This is a genomic window from Amycolatopsis nigrescens CSC17Ta-90 (assembly GCF_000384315.1).
In the GTDB taxonomy this organism is placed as follows: domain Bacteria; phylum Actinomycetota; class Actinomycetes; order Mycobacteriales; family Pseudonocardiaceae; genus Amycolatopsis; species Amycolatopsis nigrescens.
Genome location: NZ_ARVW01000001.1, coordinates 8,603,453 through 8,619,034 on the forward strand (window position 1 = coordinate 8,603,453; position 15,582 = coordinate 8,619,034).

The following is a 15,582-nucleotide window of genomic DNA, read 5'->3' on the forward strand; positions in this document are numbered from 1 at the left end:
GCCGGCCTACCTGCGCAGGTCGGGATCGATTCCGGTCAGCGCGCGTAGATCGTCGATCAGTCGCCGTCCGAGGTTTCCATCGCTGTCCTCACTGCTCGGCCGGGGCTGCCGCCGCGGCCTGATCCGATGTGGCGTCGCGGCGGGTCACCCGGTAGTCGCGATCGTCGGGTTCGGTCAGCATCGCGGTCATCGTCTTGCGGTCGAACGGCCACAAATCAATGGTGTTGTTGTCGGTGAAGTACCAGGAATTGCAGCCGGTGTTCCACACCGTCGGCCCCATCGCCTCGGCCACCTCGTCGTTGAATCGCGCGGTGGCTTCCTCGGTCACCTCGACGGTGTCGACGGACCCGTCGCGGAATCGTTCGAGCCAGCGAGTGAGGTAGCGGGCGGTCAATTCTGCGGAGTACTGCAACGAAATCGACCCGGTCGGCGAATTCGGACCGAGCACGGTGAAAAGGTTGGGAAAACCAGGAATCGCGGTCATCCGGTAAGCCATCGGCCCCTTCTCCCAGGCTTCGTCGATGGTGATTCCGTCCCGGCCGCGTAGATTCATCGGCCGCATGTAATTGTGCGGGTGGAAACCGGTGGCGAGAACGAGCACGTCGACAGGATGCTCGCGACCGTCCGCGGTGCGGATCCCGGACGACGTGATCTCGGCGATCCTCTCGGTCACCAGTTCCGCATTGTCCGCGCGAATGGCCCGATAGTAGGTGCCGGACAGCACCTGCCGCTTACACAGCGGCTCGTAGTCGGGAGTCAGCCGTTCCCGCAGCGCCTTGTCGCGCACCTGGGCGCGCAACGACCATCGGGCGAAACGCTGGACCAGACGCCGCCGCCAGCTCGGGCGCAGCACAATATCCGCCAGAATTCCGGACGCCCACAGCGAAACGTCGTAGAGCAGGTTGTGCAATGCCGGTGCGGCCGCCAGCGCCTTGCCGAACAGCCGAGGCTGGCGCACGCCCATCGGCGCCCACAGCACCCATTGCGGGGTGCGGGCGAACTGGGTCAGTTTGGCCGCCTCGGGCTGCAACGCGGAGACGATCTGTACGCCGGTGGAGCCGCTGCCGATCACCGCGACCCGCTTTCCCCTGGTCTCGATGGCGTCGTCCCAGCGGGCGGTATGCACGACCTCGCCGCCGAAACCGTCCAGCCCGGGGATGTCGGGGATGAACGGATGGTGCAGCACCCCAGTCGCGGCGATGACGAAGTCGGCGGTTCGCGTGTGCCCGTCGGCGGTGCCCACCGTCCAGGCGCGGCCGTCGAACCGTGCGTCGGTCACCTCGCTGTCCAGACGCAGGTGCGGCGCGAGACCGAACTGCTCGACGACGTCGCGGTGGTACCGCTGGATCTCGGGCCCGCTCGCCCAGATCCGCGACCAGTCCGCTTTCGGCGCGAACCCGAACTGGTAGAGCTGTGAGGGCACGTCGCAGGTCAGGCCGGGGTAGCGATTCCAGAACCACACTCCGCCGACGTCGGCACCCTTCTCCAGAATGACGAAGTTCTCGAATCCGGCCCGCTTGAAGGTGACTGCGGTCGCGACCCCTGCCACGCCGGCGCCGACGATGATGATCGAGGGGTCACGAGGCGACGTCGTTGCCATGCGCAGTCCTCTCGTACAGCTTGGTCCGCAGGACCTTTCCGCTGGCGTTGCGGGGAATCTCGTCGAGCACGAGGAATCGCTTTGGCACCTTGTAGCGTTCGAGGCCGGCCCGGACGTGTTGTTTGAGTTCGTCGTCGGACAGGCCGGGCGCACCGGGACGGGTCACGACGAACGCGTGCAGCACCTGCCCGAACTCGTCGTCTGCGACCCCGACGACGACGGCGTCGGTGATGTCGGGATGCGCGGCGAGGCGGTCCTCGACCTCGCCGGGAAACACGTTCTCTCCGCCGGAGACGATCATGTCGTCGGATCGGCCGTCGATGAACAGTCTGCCGGTCGCGTCGAAGTGGCCCATGTCGCCGGTGTCGACGTGGCCGTCGACGATCTCCTTGGTCGACACCGCGGCCGACGGGTCGGGGGTGTAACCGGTGTACTCCAGGCCGGTGCGCACGAAGACCCGGCCCGTCTCGCCGGGCGCGGCCACCGAGTTGTCGGCACGCAGAATCCGCACCGACACACCGAGCGCGCGACGGCCGACGGTGTTCGGGGTGGCCGTCAGGTCGTCCGGGGTGGCGATGCTGACCAGGCCGACTTCGGTGGAACCGTAGCCGTTGGCCAGGATCGGGCCGAAGGTGTCGATCACGGCCGAGATCGTCGAAGCGGTGATCGGGGCAGCCCCGGTGAGAATGACCCGCAGCGACGAGCGCGGCCCCGCGCCGGGCGCGGCGAGCAGCCGCTGCAACATCACCGGCACCGCCATCAGCACGGTCACCCGATACCGGTCAATGTCGGCCAGCGCTGCGGCAGCGTCGAAGCGGCGCCGGCAGATCGCGGTGGCGCCCAGCGCCAGCGGACCCAGCGCCCCCAGGAGGCCGAAGCCGTGGAAGAACGGCGGCGCGACCAGAACCCGGTCGCTCGGACGCAGCCTGACCGTGGCCATGGCGGTGACCGTCAGCAGCATGATCGCCAGCGGATTGATCGCCCGCGGAACGCCCTTGGCCAGGCCGGTGGTGCCCGAGGTCAGCAGGGTCAGCTTGACCGCGCGCCGCACCGGCGGTGGTGCCGGATTGTGTTGGCGGGCAAGGTGTTCCATCGTCAGCGCCGTCGAAAGCGCCGCATCGGATTCCTGCCAGGCCAGCACCCGCAGGCCGCCGATCTCGGCGTCTTCGACCGTGGCTGCGTACTCGTCGTCGTAGATCAGGATGTCGGGGTTGTGGCGGCGCAGAATCGCCTGCAGCTGCTGCGGTGGCAGTTCGGTGTTGATGAATATCAACTCCGCGCCCAGCTGTGCGCCCGCGCCCACCGCCTCGAGGAAAGTCCGGTGGTTGCGGCACAAGATGCCCACCGATCGCGGCGGGATCGGCGCGGCGGCGAACAGTCCGGCGGCGATCCGTTCGCAGCGCTGCTGCAATTCGCGGTAGGTCAGCTGCCCGGTCTCATCGATGACCGCCACCCGGTCGGGATAGCGGATCGCCGAGGCCGCCAACAACATCGCCGGGGTCGGGCCGAACTGGCGGAAACCGCGGATCATCGCGAGCGCGGCACGCGGTCCGACCGGAGCCAACACGCCCGAGCGGACGATCGCGGGCATCGCGGTGGCCCACTGCCGCATATCGTGCACATGTTCAGACAGCACGCGAAATCACCTCTCCCCCGGCCGGGCCGGCAGCGGGGTCTCCAACAGCACTGGTCGCCCGCGCGCGGGCCAGCGAGACCTCAGTGTCGCCGAGGCGCCGGTAGAGCCGGCCGATGAGGATTTCGTTCGGCACGCGCAGGATCGGTGCGGCGATCGCGCTCATGTGTCCGTAGATCGGTGTCATCGTGCGAGGTTTGCGCACGACCGCCTTCGCCAGGACCCTGGCGGCGTCCTCGGGTGTCTGGCCGGGGAGAACGCGCATCCACCGGCTCGGCGCGCTCATCCGGGTGTGCATCAGCCCGGCGTAGACGGTGGTCAGCGTGACCCCGTCGGGGCGCGCCTCCATGCCGACGGCGCGCATCCACCAATCGAATGCCGCCTTCGAGGACAGGTAGAAGCCCCATTTCGGCACTACCGGGAACATGATGCCGACCGTCGAGACGTTCACGATGTGCCCGTGCCCCTGTGCCCGCATGGACGGCAGCAGCGCCAGAGTCAGCCGCATCGGCCCCAGATAGTTGGCACCCGACGTCGACGTGACGTCCTTGGGCCGGTCGTAGGACAAGTGGACGGAGCGACGCAACGATTTGCCCGCGTTGTGAATCAAGTAGTCAATGCCACCGAAATCGTGCAGAACCGCGGCCGCGAACTCACTGACCGACAGCTCGTCGGTCAGATCCAGCCGATACGGAAGGGCCTCCCCACCGGCCGCGCCGATCCGGTCGGCGACCACGCGAAGCTGATCCACCGACCGCGCCGCCAACACCACCCGCGCACCGGCCGCGGCGAACAACTCCGCGGTCGCCGCACCGACACCGAACGAGGCACCGGTGATGACCACGACCTTTCCTCGCAGTTCCCGGCGCAGGCGGGCGGTGTCGCGCAGACCGCGCGGACCGACCAGCCACGACGCTGCCCGCGCGAACGGATGGTGCACGATCCGCGACGGGCCGGTGGGAAAAACGGATGACATAGCCCTACTCCAGGTTCTCGGCGGGTTTCGGCGCTGCCGGCAGGCCGGGGAACAGCGACAGCAGCGGTGAATCGGAGGTCATCGCCTCAACCACCCGGCCGCTCAGTTCGATTTCGGGGTCGGCGCGCAACGCGCTCAGCACTGTGGCGAAGAAGTTGGCGATGATCAGCTCCTTGACTTTTTCACGCGAGATCTCCTTGGTGCGCAACCAATGCAGCACCAGTCCCTCCATGAACGACACCGATCCGCTGATCGCCGCTCGCAGGACCGGCGTCGAATCGGCTCCGGTGACCTCCACCGCCAGCGCGTCGGTGAGCCGGCTCCGGTGCAGCTCCCGGATCCGGCGCACCTCCCCGTCTGCGACATCGGCGATCAACGCCTCGAACGCACGCGGCTGCCGGATGGCCCGGTCGAGGAACTTGTCCACACCACGGGTCAACCGATCCAAGGCCGGACCGCGCATCGACACCAGATCACTCCAGAACTCATCAGCCGCCGCCTCGAGCACCGCCAGGTAGAAGCCCCGCTTGCCGCCGAAGTGGTAGCTGATCGACCCGGCCGCCACCCCGATCGACCGCGCCAGGTCCACGATCGAGACCTCCTCGTACCGCCGCTCGCTGAAGGCCGCCTTGCCCGCCTCGAGAAGACCCGACCTCGACGCCTCACCACGCCGGTTCCCGACCACCACACCTCCAGAGTTTGAACTCGATTCAAATTACGACGGTAAGATCTCCGCCTCGGCCCGTCAAGACCAAAATTGAATCGGATTCAAACTCGACCTACGCCCCGACAGGTCGGCGGAGTCGAACCGCGGACCGCCGCCTGGGTGATCGACGCTCTGTCCCTCTACGTCACCGCCTACGCCCTGGAACAGTCGCTGATCCAGCAGCGGCGCACCTGATCATGAACAACCTCACCCAGCCCCAGCCGATCAGAAATCCTCCGCCACGTCGTCAGTTCTGGTAGCCCCCTCGCACCGGTGGAAGGATTGATGACCATGACCGACGCTGAACCGCTGGGTGCCGACGAGGCCACGTTCATCGCGGTGGCCCGCTCGGGCGATACGGCGCGGTTCGCGCTCATCACGGAACGCCACCGGCGTGAGCTGCAGGTGCACTGCTACCGGATGCTCGCGAATTACGAGGACGCCCAGGACATGACGCAGGAGACGTTCCTGCGAGCGTGGAACAAACGAGAGTCGTTCAAGGGCCACGCTGCACTGCGGACCTGGCTGTACCGGATCGCGACGAACGTCTGCCTCGACTTCCTGGAGAAGCGCAATGACCGCACACCCGCACCGTCCGAGCTGCCGGACTCCGGCTCCGAGGTGCTGTACCTGCAGCCGTACCCCGACCGGATGCTCCCCGAGGACCCGCAGGAATCGGTGGTGGCGCGGGAGACGATCGAGCTGGCGTTCATCGTCGCCGTCCAGCACCTGCCGCCGCGGCAGCGGGCGGTGCTCATCCTGCGCGACGTCCTCGGCTGGCCGGCGTCGAAGGCCGCCGACGCCCTCGAGCTGACCGTCGCATCGGTGACCAGCGCACTGCAGCGGGCGCGCGTGACGATGCGCGAGCAGCTGCCCGACCGCCGCCTCGACTGGCGGAGCCCCGCCACCCACGAGCTGTCGAATGACGAGCGCGGCGTGGTGAAGTCGTACATCGACGCCCATGAGCGCAACGACCTCGACGGGCTGATGTCCCTGCTGCGCGACGACCTGCGCTTCGCGATGCTGCCCGAGCCGGGCACCGTGATCAGGACGGCCAAGGACGCGGTGGACGGCTGGGTCTCCGGCGGGCTCTTCCAGCGCGGCCACGACGACTGGCGCGGTATCACCACGACGGTCAACCGCCTGCCTGCCGCCGTGCTGTACCTCCGCACCCCCGACGACCCGGAGTACCGGCTATTCGCCATCGCGGTGCTGCACATCGTCGACGGGAAGATCGCCGAGCTCACCGGATTCGACGCCACCGACAAACCATGGCTGGACCTGCCCCCGACACGGTGATCACAGCCTCACGAGCCGAGCATTTGGCCCGTGCTCATCGCCTCGTCTCGTATCGGGTCAGCACCACACCGCCGGAAAACGTCCGCGTCTCCACGAGATTCAGGTTCACCCAGCTGTCCAGCGCGGTGAAGAACGGCGTGCCGCCGCCCACCAGGACCGGGCAGGTGGCGATCGCGTATTCGTCGATCAGCCCGGCCCGCATGGCCGCCCCGGCGAGCGTCGCGCCGCCGATGCCCATCGGGCCGCCGTCCCCGGCCCTGAGCCGGGTGATCTCGGTAACCGCGTCGCCGGTGACCAGGCGGGTGTTCCAGTCGACCTTGTCGATCGTCGAGGAGAACACCACCTTCGGCGTGTCCCGCCAGTTCCGCGCGAACTCGATCTCCGCCGGAGTGGCGTTGGGCTGCTGATCGCCGGTCGGCCAGTAGGAGCTCATCGTCTCCCACAGCTTGCGCCCGTACAGCGACAGGCCGCTCGCCAGCTCGTGGTCGAGCCACCACTGGAACAGTTCGTCGCTCGGCACGCTCCAGCCGATGTCGTCGCCGGGTGCGGCGATGTAGCCGTCCAGGGTCACGTTCATGCCGAAGATCAGTTTTCGCATGGCGGCAGCCTTCCGTGAGTCGGTCTCACACGTACAGACGGCCGCGGCGCGAAAACCTAATCGGTGCGCGATCTGCGTCCGCAGGTAGTTCTCGCGTTCCAGGCCGAGAACGTGTTTGAGAAGATCAACTTGCAGGCAGTCCGCTACCGAGGACGCCTCGGCACCCACGTCCTGCCTCGGCGTCGCTTCCGTGGTCCGTACTCGCCGTTTGCCGGCGCGGCCCACTACCTTGTGGTACTTTGTACTAGTACTCGGTACCACCGAGTACTCAGGCGGAAGAGGAACCACGATGGACGACCTGACGGAGATGCTGAAGGGCACGCTCGAGGGCTGCGTGCTGGAAATCATCGGCGGTGAGGAGACCTACGGGTACGCCATCACGCGCCGGCTGAACGAACTCGGCTTCGCCGACGTCGTCGAGGGGACGGTTTACACCATCCTGCTGCGGCTGGAGAAGAACGGGCTCGTCCAGGTGACGAAACGACCGTCCGGGCAGGGTCCGCCGCGCAAGTTCTACGCGCTCAACGACGCGGGACGCGCAGAACTCGCGACGTTCTGGGCGAAATGGGCGTACATCACGGCACGGATCGACAAGCTGAAGGAGGGCGGGAGATGAACTTCTGGGAGACCATCACCGGCAGCGATCTCACCAGGGAGTACAAGGCGTTCGAAGCCAGGGCCGGGGCCTTGCCGGCGGACTACCGGGCGGCCTGGGAAGAGATCAAAGGGCATCTTTCGCCCTACTCGGACTTCACCGGTCGGAACCTGATGCCGATTCTCGACGGCGCGCTGGGGCTGCTCGAAGAGACGGCGTCCGACGGGCAGAGCCTGCACGAGGTGCTGGGTGGCGACATCAAGGGCTTCTGCGCGGCGCTGGCCGGTGAGCAAGGGGGCCGCAGCGTTCGCGACCGGTGGCGCGAGCAGTTGAACAGGAACGTGGCAAGGAAACTGGGCCAGCTAGGAGGCTGACGTGGGTATCCACGACATCATCGAGGGCAAGAAGCAGTGGCGGGCGCACCTGGCGCGGGTCAAGGCGCTCCCGCCGGATTACCAGATCGTCTACAAGGAGATTCAGCGGTACCTGTTCAAAGTCGGGCCGGTCGACCTGCTCGACGGGCCGCTGCTTTCGGGGATCGTCGAGTTCTTCGAAGAGGGCGTCGTGGCCGGCAAAGGCGTCCTGGAACTCATCGGCGACGACGTCGCAGCCTTCTGCGACGACCTGATCAAAGACTCACCCACCCACGCGGACATCTACCAGGAATCCATCAAAGAAAGCCTGGCACGGCCGGAAAGTAAGGATTAGAGCATGGCAGGCACGACAGGCGGGACACCCGAACAGGGACACGTTGGGCGCCGGACCGTGTTGAAGGGCGTTGCCGTGGCCGGCGCGCTCGCCGGCCTCGCCGGCCACGGCAACGCTTCCGCGAGCAGTGGTGGCGATGCCGAGCACGGTGTCGAGCACGGCTGGGGGAAGGTCGCCGACGCGTTCCGCGCGAACTTCGAGGGAAAGCCCGGCGATCTCGGCGCGGCGTGCGGCGTCTACGTGGGCGGCCGTCCCGTCGTCAACCTGTGGCGCGGCGTCGCCGATCGCGGCGCGAACCGGCCGTGGCGCAAGGACACCGTCGTCCGGGTCGCGTCCGCGACGAAGGGCATGACCGCGATCTGCGCCCACCTACTGACGCAGCGCGGTCAGTTGGATCTGGACGCACCGGTGGCCCGGTACTGGCCGGAGTTCGGCGCAGCAGGCAAGGAGCGCATCCCGGTGCGTTGGCTGTTGTCGCACCAGGTGGGTCTGCCGGTCGTCGACGGGCCGCTGACGTTCGAGCAGGCATGCGCCTGGGACCCGGTCATCCGGGCGCTCGAGGCGCAGAAACCGCTGTGGCAGCCGGGTACGGAGCACATCTACCACGCCGTCACCTACGGCTTTCTGGTCGGAGAGGTCGTGCGCCGGATCACCGGCAAGTCACTCGGCACGTTCTTCGCCGACGAGGTCGCTCGTCCGCTCGGGCTGAGCGCTTGGATCGGGTTGCCGGAGAAACACGACCACCGGGTGGCGCGGGTCGAGTTCACCGCTCCGCTCCCCCTGGAAGAGTTCATCGATGCGATGATCAAATTGACCGGGCTCGATCCGGACACGGTCACCGCCTGGATCACGTCCCTGTACTCGCCGGGCTCGGTCCTGGCCCGCGCCGGCGAACTCGGCGGCGCCCTGGACAACGCGACCGAGTACTACCGCACGCGTGCCTGGCGCGCAGCGGAGTTCCCGGCCGCGAACGGAATCGCGGACGCGCGATCGCTGGCCCGAATGTATGCCGCCACGGTGAGCACCGTCGACGGGGTGCGGCTGCTGAATCCGGCGACGGTCAAGAAAGCGGCGGTCGTCCACACGGACAAGACGAAGATGCACGGACTGCCACCCGGGCTGAACCTCCCGGCTGACCGTTCCTTCTACATGTCGCTCGGGTTCATGCGAGCCGCCCCACCGACCCCGATGCTCGGGCCGGGATCGTTCGGCCACCCGGGCTCCGGCGGAGCGATCGGCTTCGCCGACCCCGACACCGGTGTCGGCTTCGGCTACGTCACCAACCTCTGGAACCTCCGGCCCGACGACCCGCGGGCGGACAACCTGATCAAGGCCGTCCGATCCTGCCTCGGATGACACTGGGATGACTGGCAATCCACCACGGCGCGATCACCGGCCACGCTGGGCGTGCCACCGGTCGATGACAGCGGGGAGTTCGGCCATCAGGTAGGTGTAGAAGTCGCGCATCTCGGCGAGACGGCGACCGGGGATGCTGTCGTCGCCGACGGCCTCGATGCCCTCGTTCGCCGCGTCCTGCATGACCTTGACGGTCTCGTTCTGGCTGGACATCAGGATCGCCCAGGCACCGTCCCGGAACCGGAAGTGCTCCCGCCGGCTCCCCGGGGCGGGTACCCGCTCGATCAGTCCCACCGAGATCAAGGACTTGACCGCGGTGGAAACGGTTCCCGGGCTGATGGTGAGCCGCTCAGCCAACTCGCCCGCCGTCACCGTCTCCTGCTCCGCGAACAGCAGCGCGCACATCACCCGCGCGGTCATCCGCTGCATGCCACCGCTGGTCAGGGTCAGCGCGAGCCGCTCCGCCGCTTCCATCGGGTCGCCCATTCGATCTCCTTCCATGATCCCGACGCGATCTTAACACTCACGAATATTTGCAAAAGTGCGAAAACTCGATACCGTCAGAACATGACCGTGATCGAGGTGGACAACCTCACCTTCACCTACCCCGGCGGCGATGAACCGGCCGTGCGCGGGATGGGCTTCACCGTCGGCAGGGGCGAGATCTTCGGGTTCCTCGGGCCCAGCGGCGCGGGCAAGTCGACCACCCAGAAGATCCTGATCGGCCTGCTGACCGGCCACGGCGGCTCCGTGTCGGTGTGGGGCAGGGACCCGGTCGAGTGGGGGCAGGACTACTACCAGCGGGTCGGCGTGTCCTTCGAGCTGCCCAACCACTACCAGAAGCTGACCGCGCTGGAGAACCTGCGGTTTTTCGCCTCGCTGTACGGCGGGTCCACGCTGGACCCGATGGAGCTGCTCGACTCGGTCGGCCTGGCCGAGGACGCGAACACGCGTGTCGGGAAGTTCTCCAAGGGAATGCAGATGCGGCTGGTGTTCATCCGAGCTCTGCTGCACGACCCGGACCTGTTGTTCCTGGACGAGCCGACCTCCGGGCTGGACCCGGTCAACGCTCGCAAGATCAAGGACATCGTGCTGCGGGAGAAGGCCCGCGGGAAGACGATCTTCCTGACCACGCACGACATGGTCACCGCCGACCAGCTGTGCGACCGGGTGGCGTTCGTGGTCGACGGCCGGATCGTGGCGCTCGACTCCCCCAAGGAGCTGAAGGTCGCCCGCAGCCTGCGGCAGGTCCGCGTCGAGTACCGCTCCGGCGCGGAGACGTTGATCGGCAAGGACTTCCCGCTCGACGGGCTGGCCGGCAACCCCGACTTCCTCGCCCTGCTGCGCACCGAGCACGTCGAGACGATGCACAGCAAGGAAGCCACCCTGGACGACGTGTTCGTGGACACCACCGGACGGAGCCTGGCATGAGGCGGCTGGCCGTGGCGCTGCGGCTGGAGATCACCTTGCAGCGGCGGTACAGGTTCCTGCACGCCGCGGTGTTCTCCGGTGTGCTGTGGCTCGCCCTGCTGCTACCGATGCCCGGCCACCTGCGCTCCACCGCGGAACCGTACGTCATCCTCGGCGATCTGATGATCGTCGGATTCTTCTTCGTCGCCGGCGCGGTGTTCTTCGAGAAAGGCGAACGGACCCTCGACGCCGTCGTCACGACGCCCCTGCGGTTCCACGAGTACTTGGCGTCCAAAGTGCTCACACTGACCACGCTGTCCGTGCTGCTGGCGGTCTTCGTGGCGACCACGACCCACGGCGTGCGGTACAACCTGCCACTGCTCGTGCTCGGCGCCGCGCTGGGCACGGTCCTGATGCTGCTGCTCGGTTTCCTCAGTGTCCTGCCGTTCAGCTCGGTGAGCGACTGGTTCATGCCCGCGGTGCTCCCGATCGCGTTATTCAACCTGCCGATCATCGGTTACTCCGGCCTGTGGGCAACTCCCTGGCTGTACCTCGTACCCACGTATGGGCCGTTGCAGTTCCTCGGCGCCGCCTTCGGCCAGGAGACGTTGTCCGCGTGGCAGGTCGTCTACGGCGTGCTGTACCCGGTGCTGTTCGCCGCCGGCATGTGGTCACTGGCCAAGCGGATGTTCACCAGGTACCTGATCGCGAAGACCGGAGGTGCCTGAGATGGCACGCGCTTTCGCCGCCTTCGGTCGCAACGATCTGCGCGGTGTCGGCCGGGATTCCTTGCTGACCGGGATGTTCCTCGCACCACTGGTGTGGATCGCCGCGGTTCGCTTCGGCACTCCACCGGTGACCCGGATGCTCGCCGAGGACTACCGGTTCGACCTCACGCCCTACTACCCGGTGCTCCTGGTCGGGTTCCTGCTGCTCACCAGCGCGATCATCGTCGGCGGCGTCACCGCACTGGTCGTGCTCGAGGAACGGGACGCGCACACCCTGACCGCGGTGCAGATCACCCCGGCCTCGCTGGGCCGCTACATCGGCTACCGCGCGATCGTCGCGATCGCCCTCACCACCGTGTACGTCGTCGCGACCATCATCGCCAGCGGCCTGCTGCCCGCGCGCCTGGTGCCCGCACTGATCCCGATCGGAGTGCTGACCGGCCTGTCCGCGCTCGTGATCGCGTTGGCGATCCTGGCGGTGGCGAAGAACAAGGTCGAAGGAATCGCGGCGATCCGGGCTATGGGCATCGTGGTCGCCGGCCTGCCGTTGCTGCCCGCGTTCATCGACTCGGACTGGCAGCTCGCCTTCGGTATCCTGCCCACCTACTGGCCCGCGCAAGCCTTCCTGACCGCCGACGATGGCGGCACCTGGTGGCCCTACCTGCTCGGCGGTGCCGCCTATCAGGTGCTGCTCGCCTGGCCGCTGTACCGCCGGTTCATCCGGACCAGCACCTAGGTGAGCCACGAGCGAGTCGTCGGCCGAGCAATCGGCCACTGCCATCATGGGTGGACCTGTCCAATGTGGATGGTTGCTGGACGGAACCGCACGGGGTCACTGACCTTGGCGGGGCGCTGGACGTTCCCCCGAATGGAGCCTTTTACGCTAGGGTTTACCGGCAGAAACTGACCGCTATCCCCATGGCGGAGGTCCCGGGAGCCGAGCGGAGGCATGGTGCACGCTGGTGATTCAGTCGGTGGTCGCTACCGGCTGGAGGAAAGACTCGGCTCCGGGGGAATGGGGATAGTCTGGCGCGCCACCGACGAGGAACTTGGCCGGGCGGTCGCGGTCAAGCGTGCGCTGTCCGCGGACGGCGCACAGGACTCCCAGCGTGCCGGGCAGCTGCGGCGCGAAGCGAGAATCGTGGCACGGGTGAACCACGCGAACGTGGTGACCCTGTACGACCTGGTGAACCACGACGGCGAGCTGTGGCTGGTGATGGAGTACGTTCCCGCCCGCAGCCTGGCCGAGCTCGGCGTACTGCCCCCGGACCGGGTGGCCTGGATCGGCACCCAAATCGCCAGCGCGCTGGAGGCGGTGCACGCCGCGGGCGTGGTGCACCGCGATGTCAAGCCCAGCAATGTGCTGGTGACCGAAGACGGCAGGGCCAAGCTGAACGATTTCGGCATCTCGCGGGCGAACTACGGCGATGTGACCTTGTCGCACACCATCGCGATCGCCGGAACACCGGGCTACCTCGCTCCCGAGGTGGCCGCCGGCTTGGACGCTACGCCAGCATCGGATGTCTTCTCACTCGGCGCCACGCTGTTCGCGGCGGTCGAGGGGGTACCCCCGGTCGGCACCGCGGACAATCCGCTGGTGCTGATACGCCGCGCGACGAACGGCGAGATCGCCACGTCCCGCCGCGGCGGGACGCTGACCCCGGCCCTGTCCGCGCTGCTGCGCCCCAAGCCGGCGAAACGACCCGACTCTACCCAAGCAAAGAAGATCCTCGCCGACGCCGTCAGCCGCCCGAAACGCCCCGCCCGCCGCGGACCGGTCTTCACCGCCGCGGTGGTGGCGGCCATCGTGGTGCTGCTGGGCAGCACGGCGGGCTCCACCCCGGCCGGACCGCAGCAGGCCCCGAGTGCATCCTTCACCGTCGGCGATCCCCGCACGGCCGACCCGTGTTCGGTGGCCAAACCAGCCGAACTGGCCCGATTCGGGGAAACCGACCTGGACGCCGGCTACGGCAACTTCAACCAGTGCGCGGTAATCCTGCGGACCCATGCCGGCGCCAACGTCGATGTCATCGTGCAGCTGGACCCTTCGACCACCCGCCGCAACTTCCCGGGGGAGGTCGAGGAGCACGGGGCGCTCACGGTCATCCGCCATCTGCCCACCGACGTCGAATGCAGCCGGACGATCATGCTCGCCGACCAGACGCATGTCGTGCTCAGGGCAAGGGTGCAGCACCACGAACCGGCGGACCTGTGCACGATCGCGGACACGGCGACAGCCGGCGCACTGGCTGTGCTGTCCCGCGGCGATCTTCCCCGGCGGGTGGTCGCCCCGGACGCCACCTCACTGGAGCGGGTGGACGCCTGCGGTCTGGCCGATGCGGACACGCTCAGCCGATTCCCCGGCGTCGACGCGCTGCGTCCCGAAATCGGTTTCGGCCGGTGGGAATGCCGCTGGCACAGCACCACCAGTCCGGCCACCCTCCTGGTCGTCTTCAAACGAAGCCCCCAGCTGACCGTCGAGGACGGCCAGCCGACCCGCTTCGGCGGCCGGGAGGCCTTCATCAAGGCGGGTGGCTACGGGACCCGGTCGTGCGTCGCGCAGATCGTCCATCGCCGGTACTCCAACCTCAACACCAGCTCGCGGTTCGAACTGCTGCAGGTCGTGCTTCTCGGCTCGTTACCGCCGGAAGACCTGTGCCGGATGGTGAACGACATCGCGGAACCCACCGCCGCCAACCTGCCGCCTGCCTAGTCACGAGTGCTGCCAGTGCCATTCCTGGTACGCGGCCGTTCAGGCGGTCACGCCGCTGATCTCGTTCGGTGCCGCGGGCAGTGCACCGGTCGCGGTCTTGGTGCCCGCGGCGAGGTCGATCGAGTAGATCTGCTTCTTGCTCGGGTCGGTGACGTAGGCGGTGCCACCGCGGACGAAGATCGCCGGGCGGGCCTGCTGCCATTCGAGCGGTTCCTGCCAGGGGTCGGTCACCGCGATCTTCCTGGTGACGGTGCCCGCCGCCGGGTCGATCACGTGCAACTGCCCGTCGGTGCCCAGCACGAGCGCTTCGCCCTGCGGGCCCCGTGCGAGTGAACGGAACGTGTAGCTGGTGCCGAGGTCGACGTGCTTGAGCGTGGCGCTTTCGGTGTCGATCAGGGAGACCCTGGTCGGGCGCTCCAGCTCGGCCTCCTCGTCCACCTTGTAATCGCCGAGGGTGATCGGTGACGCGTCGGAGCCGGCCTGGTTCCCGATCCGTCCGTACGGGTCGGGGCTGGTGACCTTGGTGATCGTGCCGTTCTTGTAGATCACCGCTCCGGTCTCGCAGCCGATCACCACCGCCTCACCCCGCGCGGCCGCCTCGCCGTGCACACCGGGGCACTGGTCGTTTCGCGCGATCTCCTTGCGGTCCTTGTCCAGCACCGCGATGCCGGGGCGCTCGTCCTCGTTGCCGATCGTGGTGACCAGTTCGCCGCCGGCGAGTTCCACGGCCACGCCGTGGTGTGGCTGCGGGGTCTTGTACTGCCGGGTCTGCGGGAGCCCGTTGCCCAGCGTCGCGGGGTCGAACACGGTCACCTCGCCGGTGCCGTCGGCGAAGAGCACGGTCCGGCCGGCGTGGCGGACCACGTGGCCCGGTTTGGCCGCCTTGAACTCGGCGTCGGTCAGCGTCGCGGTGGCCGCGTCGAGCACCCGGAACCCGGTCGAAGTGGAGACCAGCAGGTGCTTGTCGTCGCCGGCCGGGTTGAGCCGGTTGAAGCCCGGCAGCGGAAGATCCTTGGCCACCTGGAGGCTTTTGCCGTCGAGCAGGTAGATGCCGCCGTCGTAGGTCACCGCGATCGGCTCGGCGACCGCGACCGCGGCCTGGCCCGGTGCCGTGGCGTTGTCCCCAGCGGGTTCCGCACCGCAGGCCGCCATGGTGAGGGCGGTCGCGGCCGCCGCCGGGAGCGCGACGAACCTGCCGGCTCGTTTCCTTGCTGACAACGAGTTTGTCATTTCTTGCACCTTTCGTTCTTTGGACTGACG

At 67.7% G+C, this 15,582-nt stretch carries 16 protein-coding genes; 9 read left to right on the forward strand and 7 right to left on the reverse strand.

Annotated features, from left to right (window positions below; genetic code table 11):
• Nucleotides 1–88: 88 nt before the first annotated feature.
• The 4 genes from AMYNI_RS0140745 to AMYNI_RS0140760 are packed head-to-tail and all read right to left on the reverse strand — an operon-like array spanning nt 89 to nt 4,897.
• Nucleotides 89–1,600, reverse strand: coding sequence for a flavin-containing monooxygenase (locus AMYNI_RS0140745; protein WP_020673903.1), 1,512 nt, complete (start codon nt 1,598–1,600; stop codon nt 89–91).
• Nucleotides 1,578–3,212, reverse strand: coding sequence for an AMP-binding protein (locus AMYNI_RS0140750; protein ID WP_020673904.1), 1,635 nt, complete (start codon nt 3,210–3,212; stop codon nt 1,578–1,580). Before AMYNI_RS0140750 ends, AMYNI_RS0140745 begins: the two co-directional genes overlap by 23 nt.
• A 13-nt stretch (nt 3,213–3,225) precedes the next feature.
• The gene (locus AMYNI_RS0140755) at nt 3,226–4,173 is read right to left on the reverse strand and encodes an SDR family NAD(P)-dependent oxidoreductase (RefSeq protein WP_245574113.1); all 948 of its coding nucleotides are present in this window, start codon (nt 4,171–4,173) and stop codon (nt 3,226–3,228) included.
• Between the two features lie 40 nt (nt 4,174–4,213).
• Nucleotides 4,214–4,897, reverse strand: a complete 684-nt coding sequence (locus AMYNI_RS0140760; protein ID WP_020673906.1) for a TetR/AcrR family transcriptional regulator — start codon at nt 4,895–4,897, stop codon at nt 4,214–4,216.
• Nucleotides 4,898–5,206: 309 nt separating this feature from the next.
• Here AMYNI_RS0140760 and AMYNI_RS0140765 point away from each other — a divergent pair, with 309 nt between their 5' ends.
• Nucleotides 5,207–6,214 carry an RNA polymerase subunit sigma-70 gene (locus tag AMYNI_RS0140765; RefSeq protein ID WP_026361553.1) on the forward strand — a complete coding sequence of 336 codons (1,008 nt, stop codon included), beginning with the start codon at nt 5,207–5,209 and terminating at the stop codon, nt 6,212–6,214.
• A gap of 34 nt (nt 6,215–6,248) precedes the next feature.
• Here the strand turns inward: AMYNI_RS0140765 and AMYNI_RS0140770 are convergent, their stop codons facing one another.
• Entirely contained in the window at nt 6,249–6,812 is a 564-nt protein-coding gene (locus AMYNI_RS0140770) for a dihydrofolate reductase family protein (protein ID WP_020673908.1), read from the reverse strand.
• Between the two features lie 289 nt (nt 6,813–7,101).
• Here AMYNI_RS0140770 and AMYNI_RS0140775 point away from each other — a divergent pair, with 289 nt between their 5' ends.
• The 4 genes from AMYNI_RS0140775 to AMYNI_RS0140790 are packed head-to-tail and all read left to right on the forward strand — an operon-like array spanning nt 7,102 to nt 9,471.
• Nucleotides 7,102–7,428, forward strand: a complete 327-nt coding sequence (locus AMYNI_RS0140775; protein ID WP_020673909.1) for a PadR family transcriptional regulator — start codon at nt 7,102–7,104, stop codon at nt 7,426–7,428.
• Nucleotides 7,425–7,781 carry a DUF1048 domain-containing protein gene (locus AMYNI_RS0140780; RefSeq protein ID WP_020673910.1) on the forward strand — a complete coding sequence of 119 codons (357 nt, stop codon included), beginning with the start codon at nt 7,425–7,427 and terminating at the stop codon, nt 7,779–7,781. Before AMYNI_RS0140775 ends, AMYNI_RS0140780 begins: the two co-directional genes overlap by 4 nt.
• 1 nt (nt 7,782) lies before the next feature.
• Nucleotides 7,783–8,115: a DUF1048 domain-containing protein gene (locus AMYNI_RS46670; protein WP_020673911.1), complete on the forward strand. Its 333-nt coding sequence runs from the start codon at nt 7,783–7,785 to the stop codon at nt 8,113–8,115.
• A 3-nt stretch (nt 8,116–8,118) separates the two neighbouring features.
• Nucleotides 8,119–9,471 carry a serine hydrolase domain-containing protein gene (locus AMYNI_RS0140790; protein ID WP_026361554.1) on the forward strand — a complete coding sequence of 451 codons (1,353 nt, stop codon included), beginning with the start codon at nt 8,119–8,121 and terminating at the stop codon, nt 9,469–9,471.
• Nucleotides 9,472–9,504: 33 nt separating this feature from the next.
• Here AMYNI_RS0140790 and AMYNI_RS0140795 read toward each other — a convergent pair whose 3' ends face one another.
• Nucleotides 9,505–9,957 (reverse strand): GbsR/MarR family transcriptional regulator, encoded by a 453-nt coding sequence (locus AMYNI_RS0140795; RefSeq protein WP_020673913.1) that lies wholly within the window; start codon nt 9,955–9,957, stop codon nt 9,505–9,507.
• Between the two features lie 81 nt (nt 9,958–10,038).
• On the opposite strand from AMYNI_RS0140795, the gene AMYNI_RS0140800 reads away from it, so the two are divergent.
• The 4 genes from AMYNI_RS0140800 (at nt 10,039) to AMYNI_RS46675 (ending at nt 14,322) form a co-directional block, all read left to right on the forward strand.
• Nucleotides 10,039–10,902, forward strand: a complete 864-nt coding sequence (locus AMYNI_RS0140800; protein WP_020673914.1) for an ABC transporter ATP-binding protein — start codon at nt 10,039–10,041, stop codon at nt 10,900–10,902.
• Complete coding sequence (locus AMYNI_RS0140805; protein ID WP_020673915.1) at nt 10,899–11,609, forward strand: fluoroquinolone export ABC transporter permease subunit; 711 nt, start codon at nt 10,899–10,901, stop codon at nt 11,607–11,609. Before AMYNI_RS0140800 ends, AMYNI_RS0140805 begins: the two co-directional genes overlap by 4 nt.
• A 1-nt stretch (nt 11,610) precedes the next feature.
• The gene (locus tag AMYNI_RS0140810) at nt 11,611–12,345 is read left to right on the forward strand and encodes an ABC transporter permease (RefSeq protein ID WP_020673916.1); all 735 of its coding nucleotides are present in this window, start codon (nt 11,611–11,613) and stop codon (nt 12,343–12,345) included.
• A gap of 213 nt (nt 12,346–12,558) precedes the next feature.
• Entirely contained in the window at nt 12,559–14,322 is a 1,764-nt protein-coding gene (locus AMYNI_RS46675; protein ID WP_084628601.1) for a serine/threonine-protein kinase, read from the forward strand.
• A gap of 39 nt (nt 14,323–14,361) precedes the next feature.
• On the opposite strand, the gene aztD is transcribed toward AMYNI_RS46675, so the two are convergent.
• Nucleotides 14,362–15,552, reverse strand: coding sequence for a zinc metallochaperone AztD (gene aztD / locus AMYNI_RS0140820; RefSeq protein WP_051116415.1), 1,191 nt, complete (start codon nt 15,550–15,552; stop codon nt 14,362–14,364).
• Nucleotides 15,553–15,582: the final 30 nt, after the last annotated feature.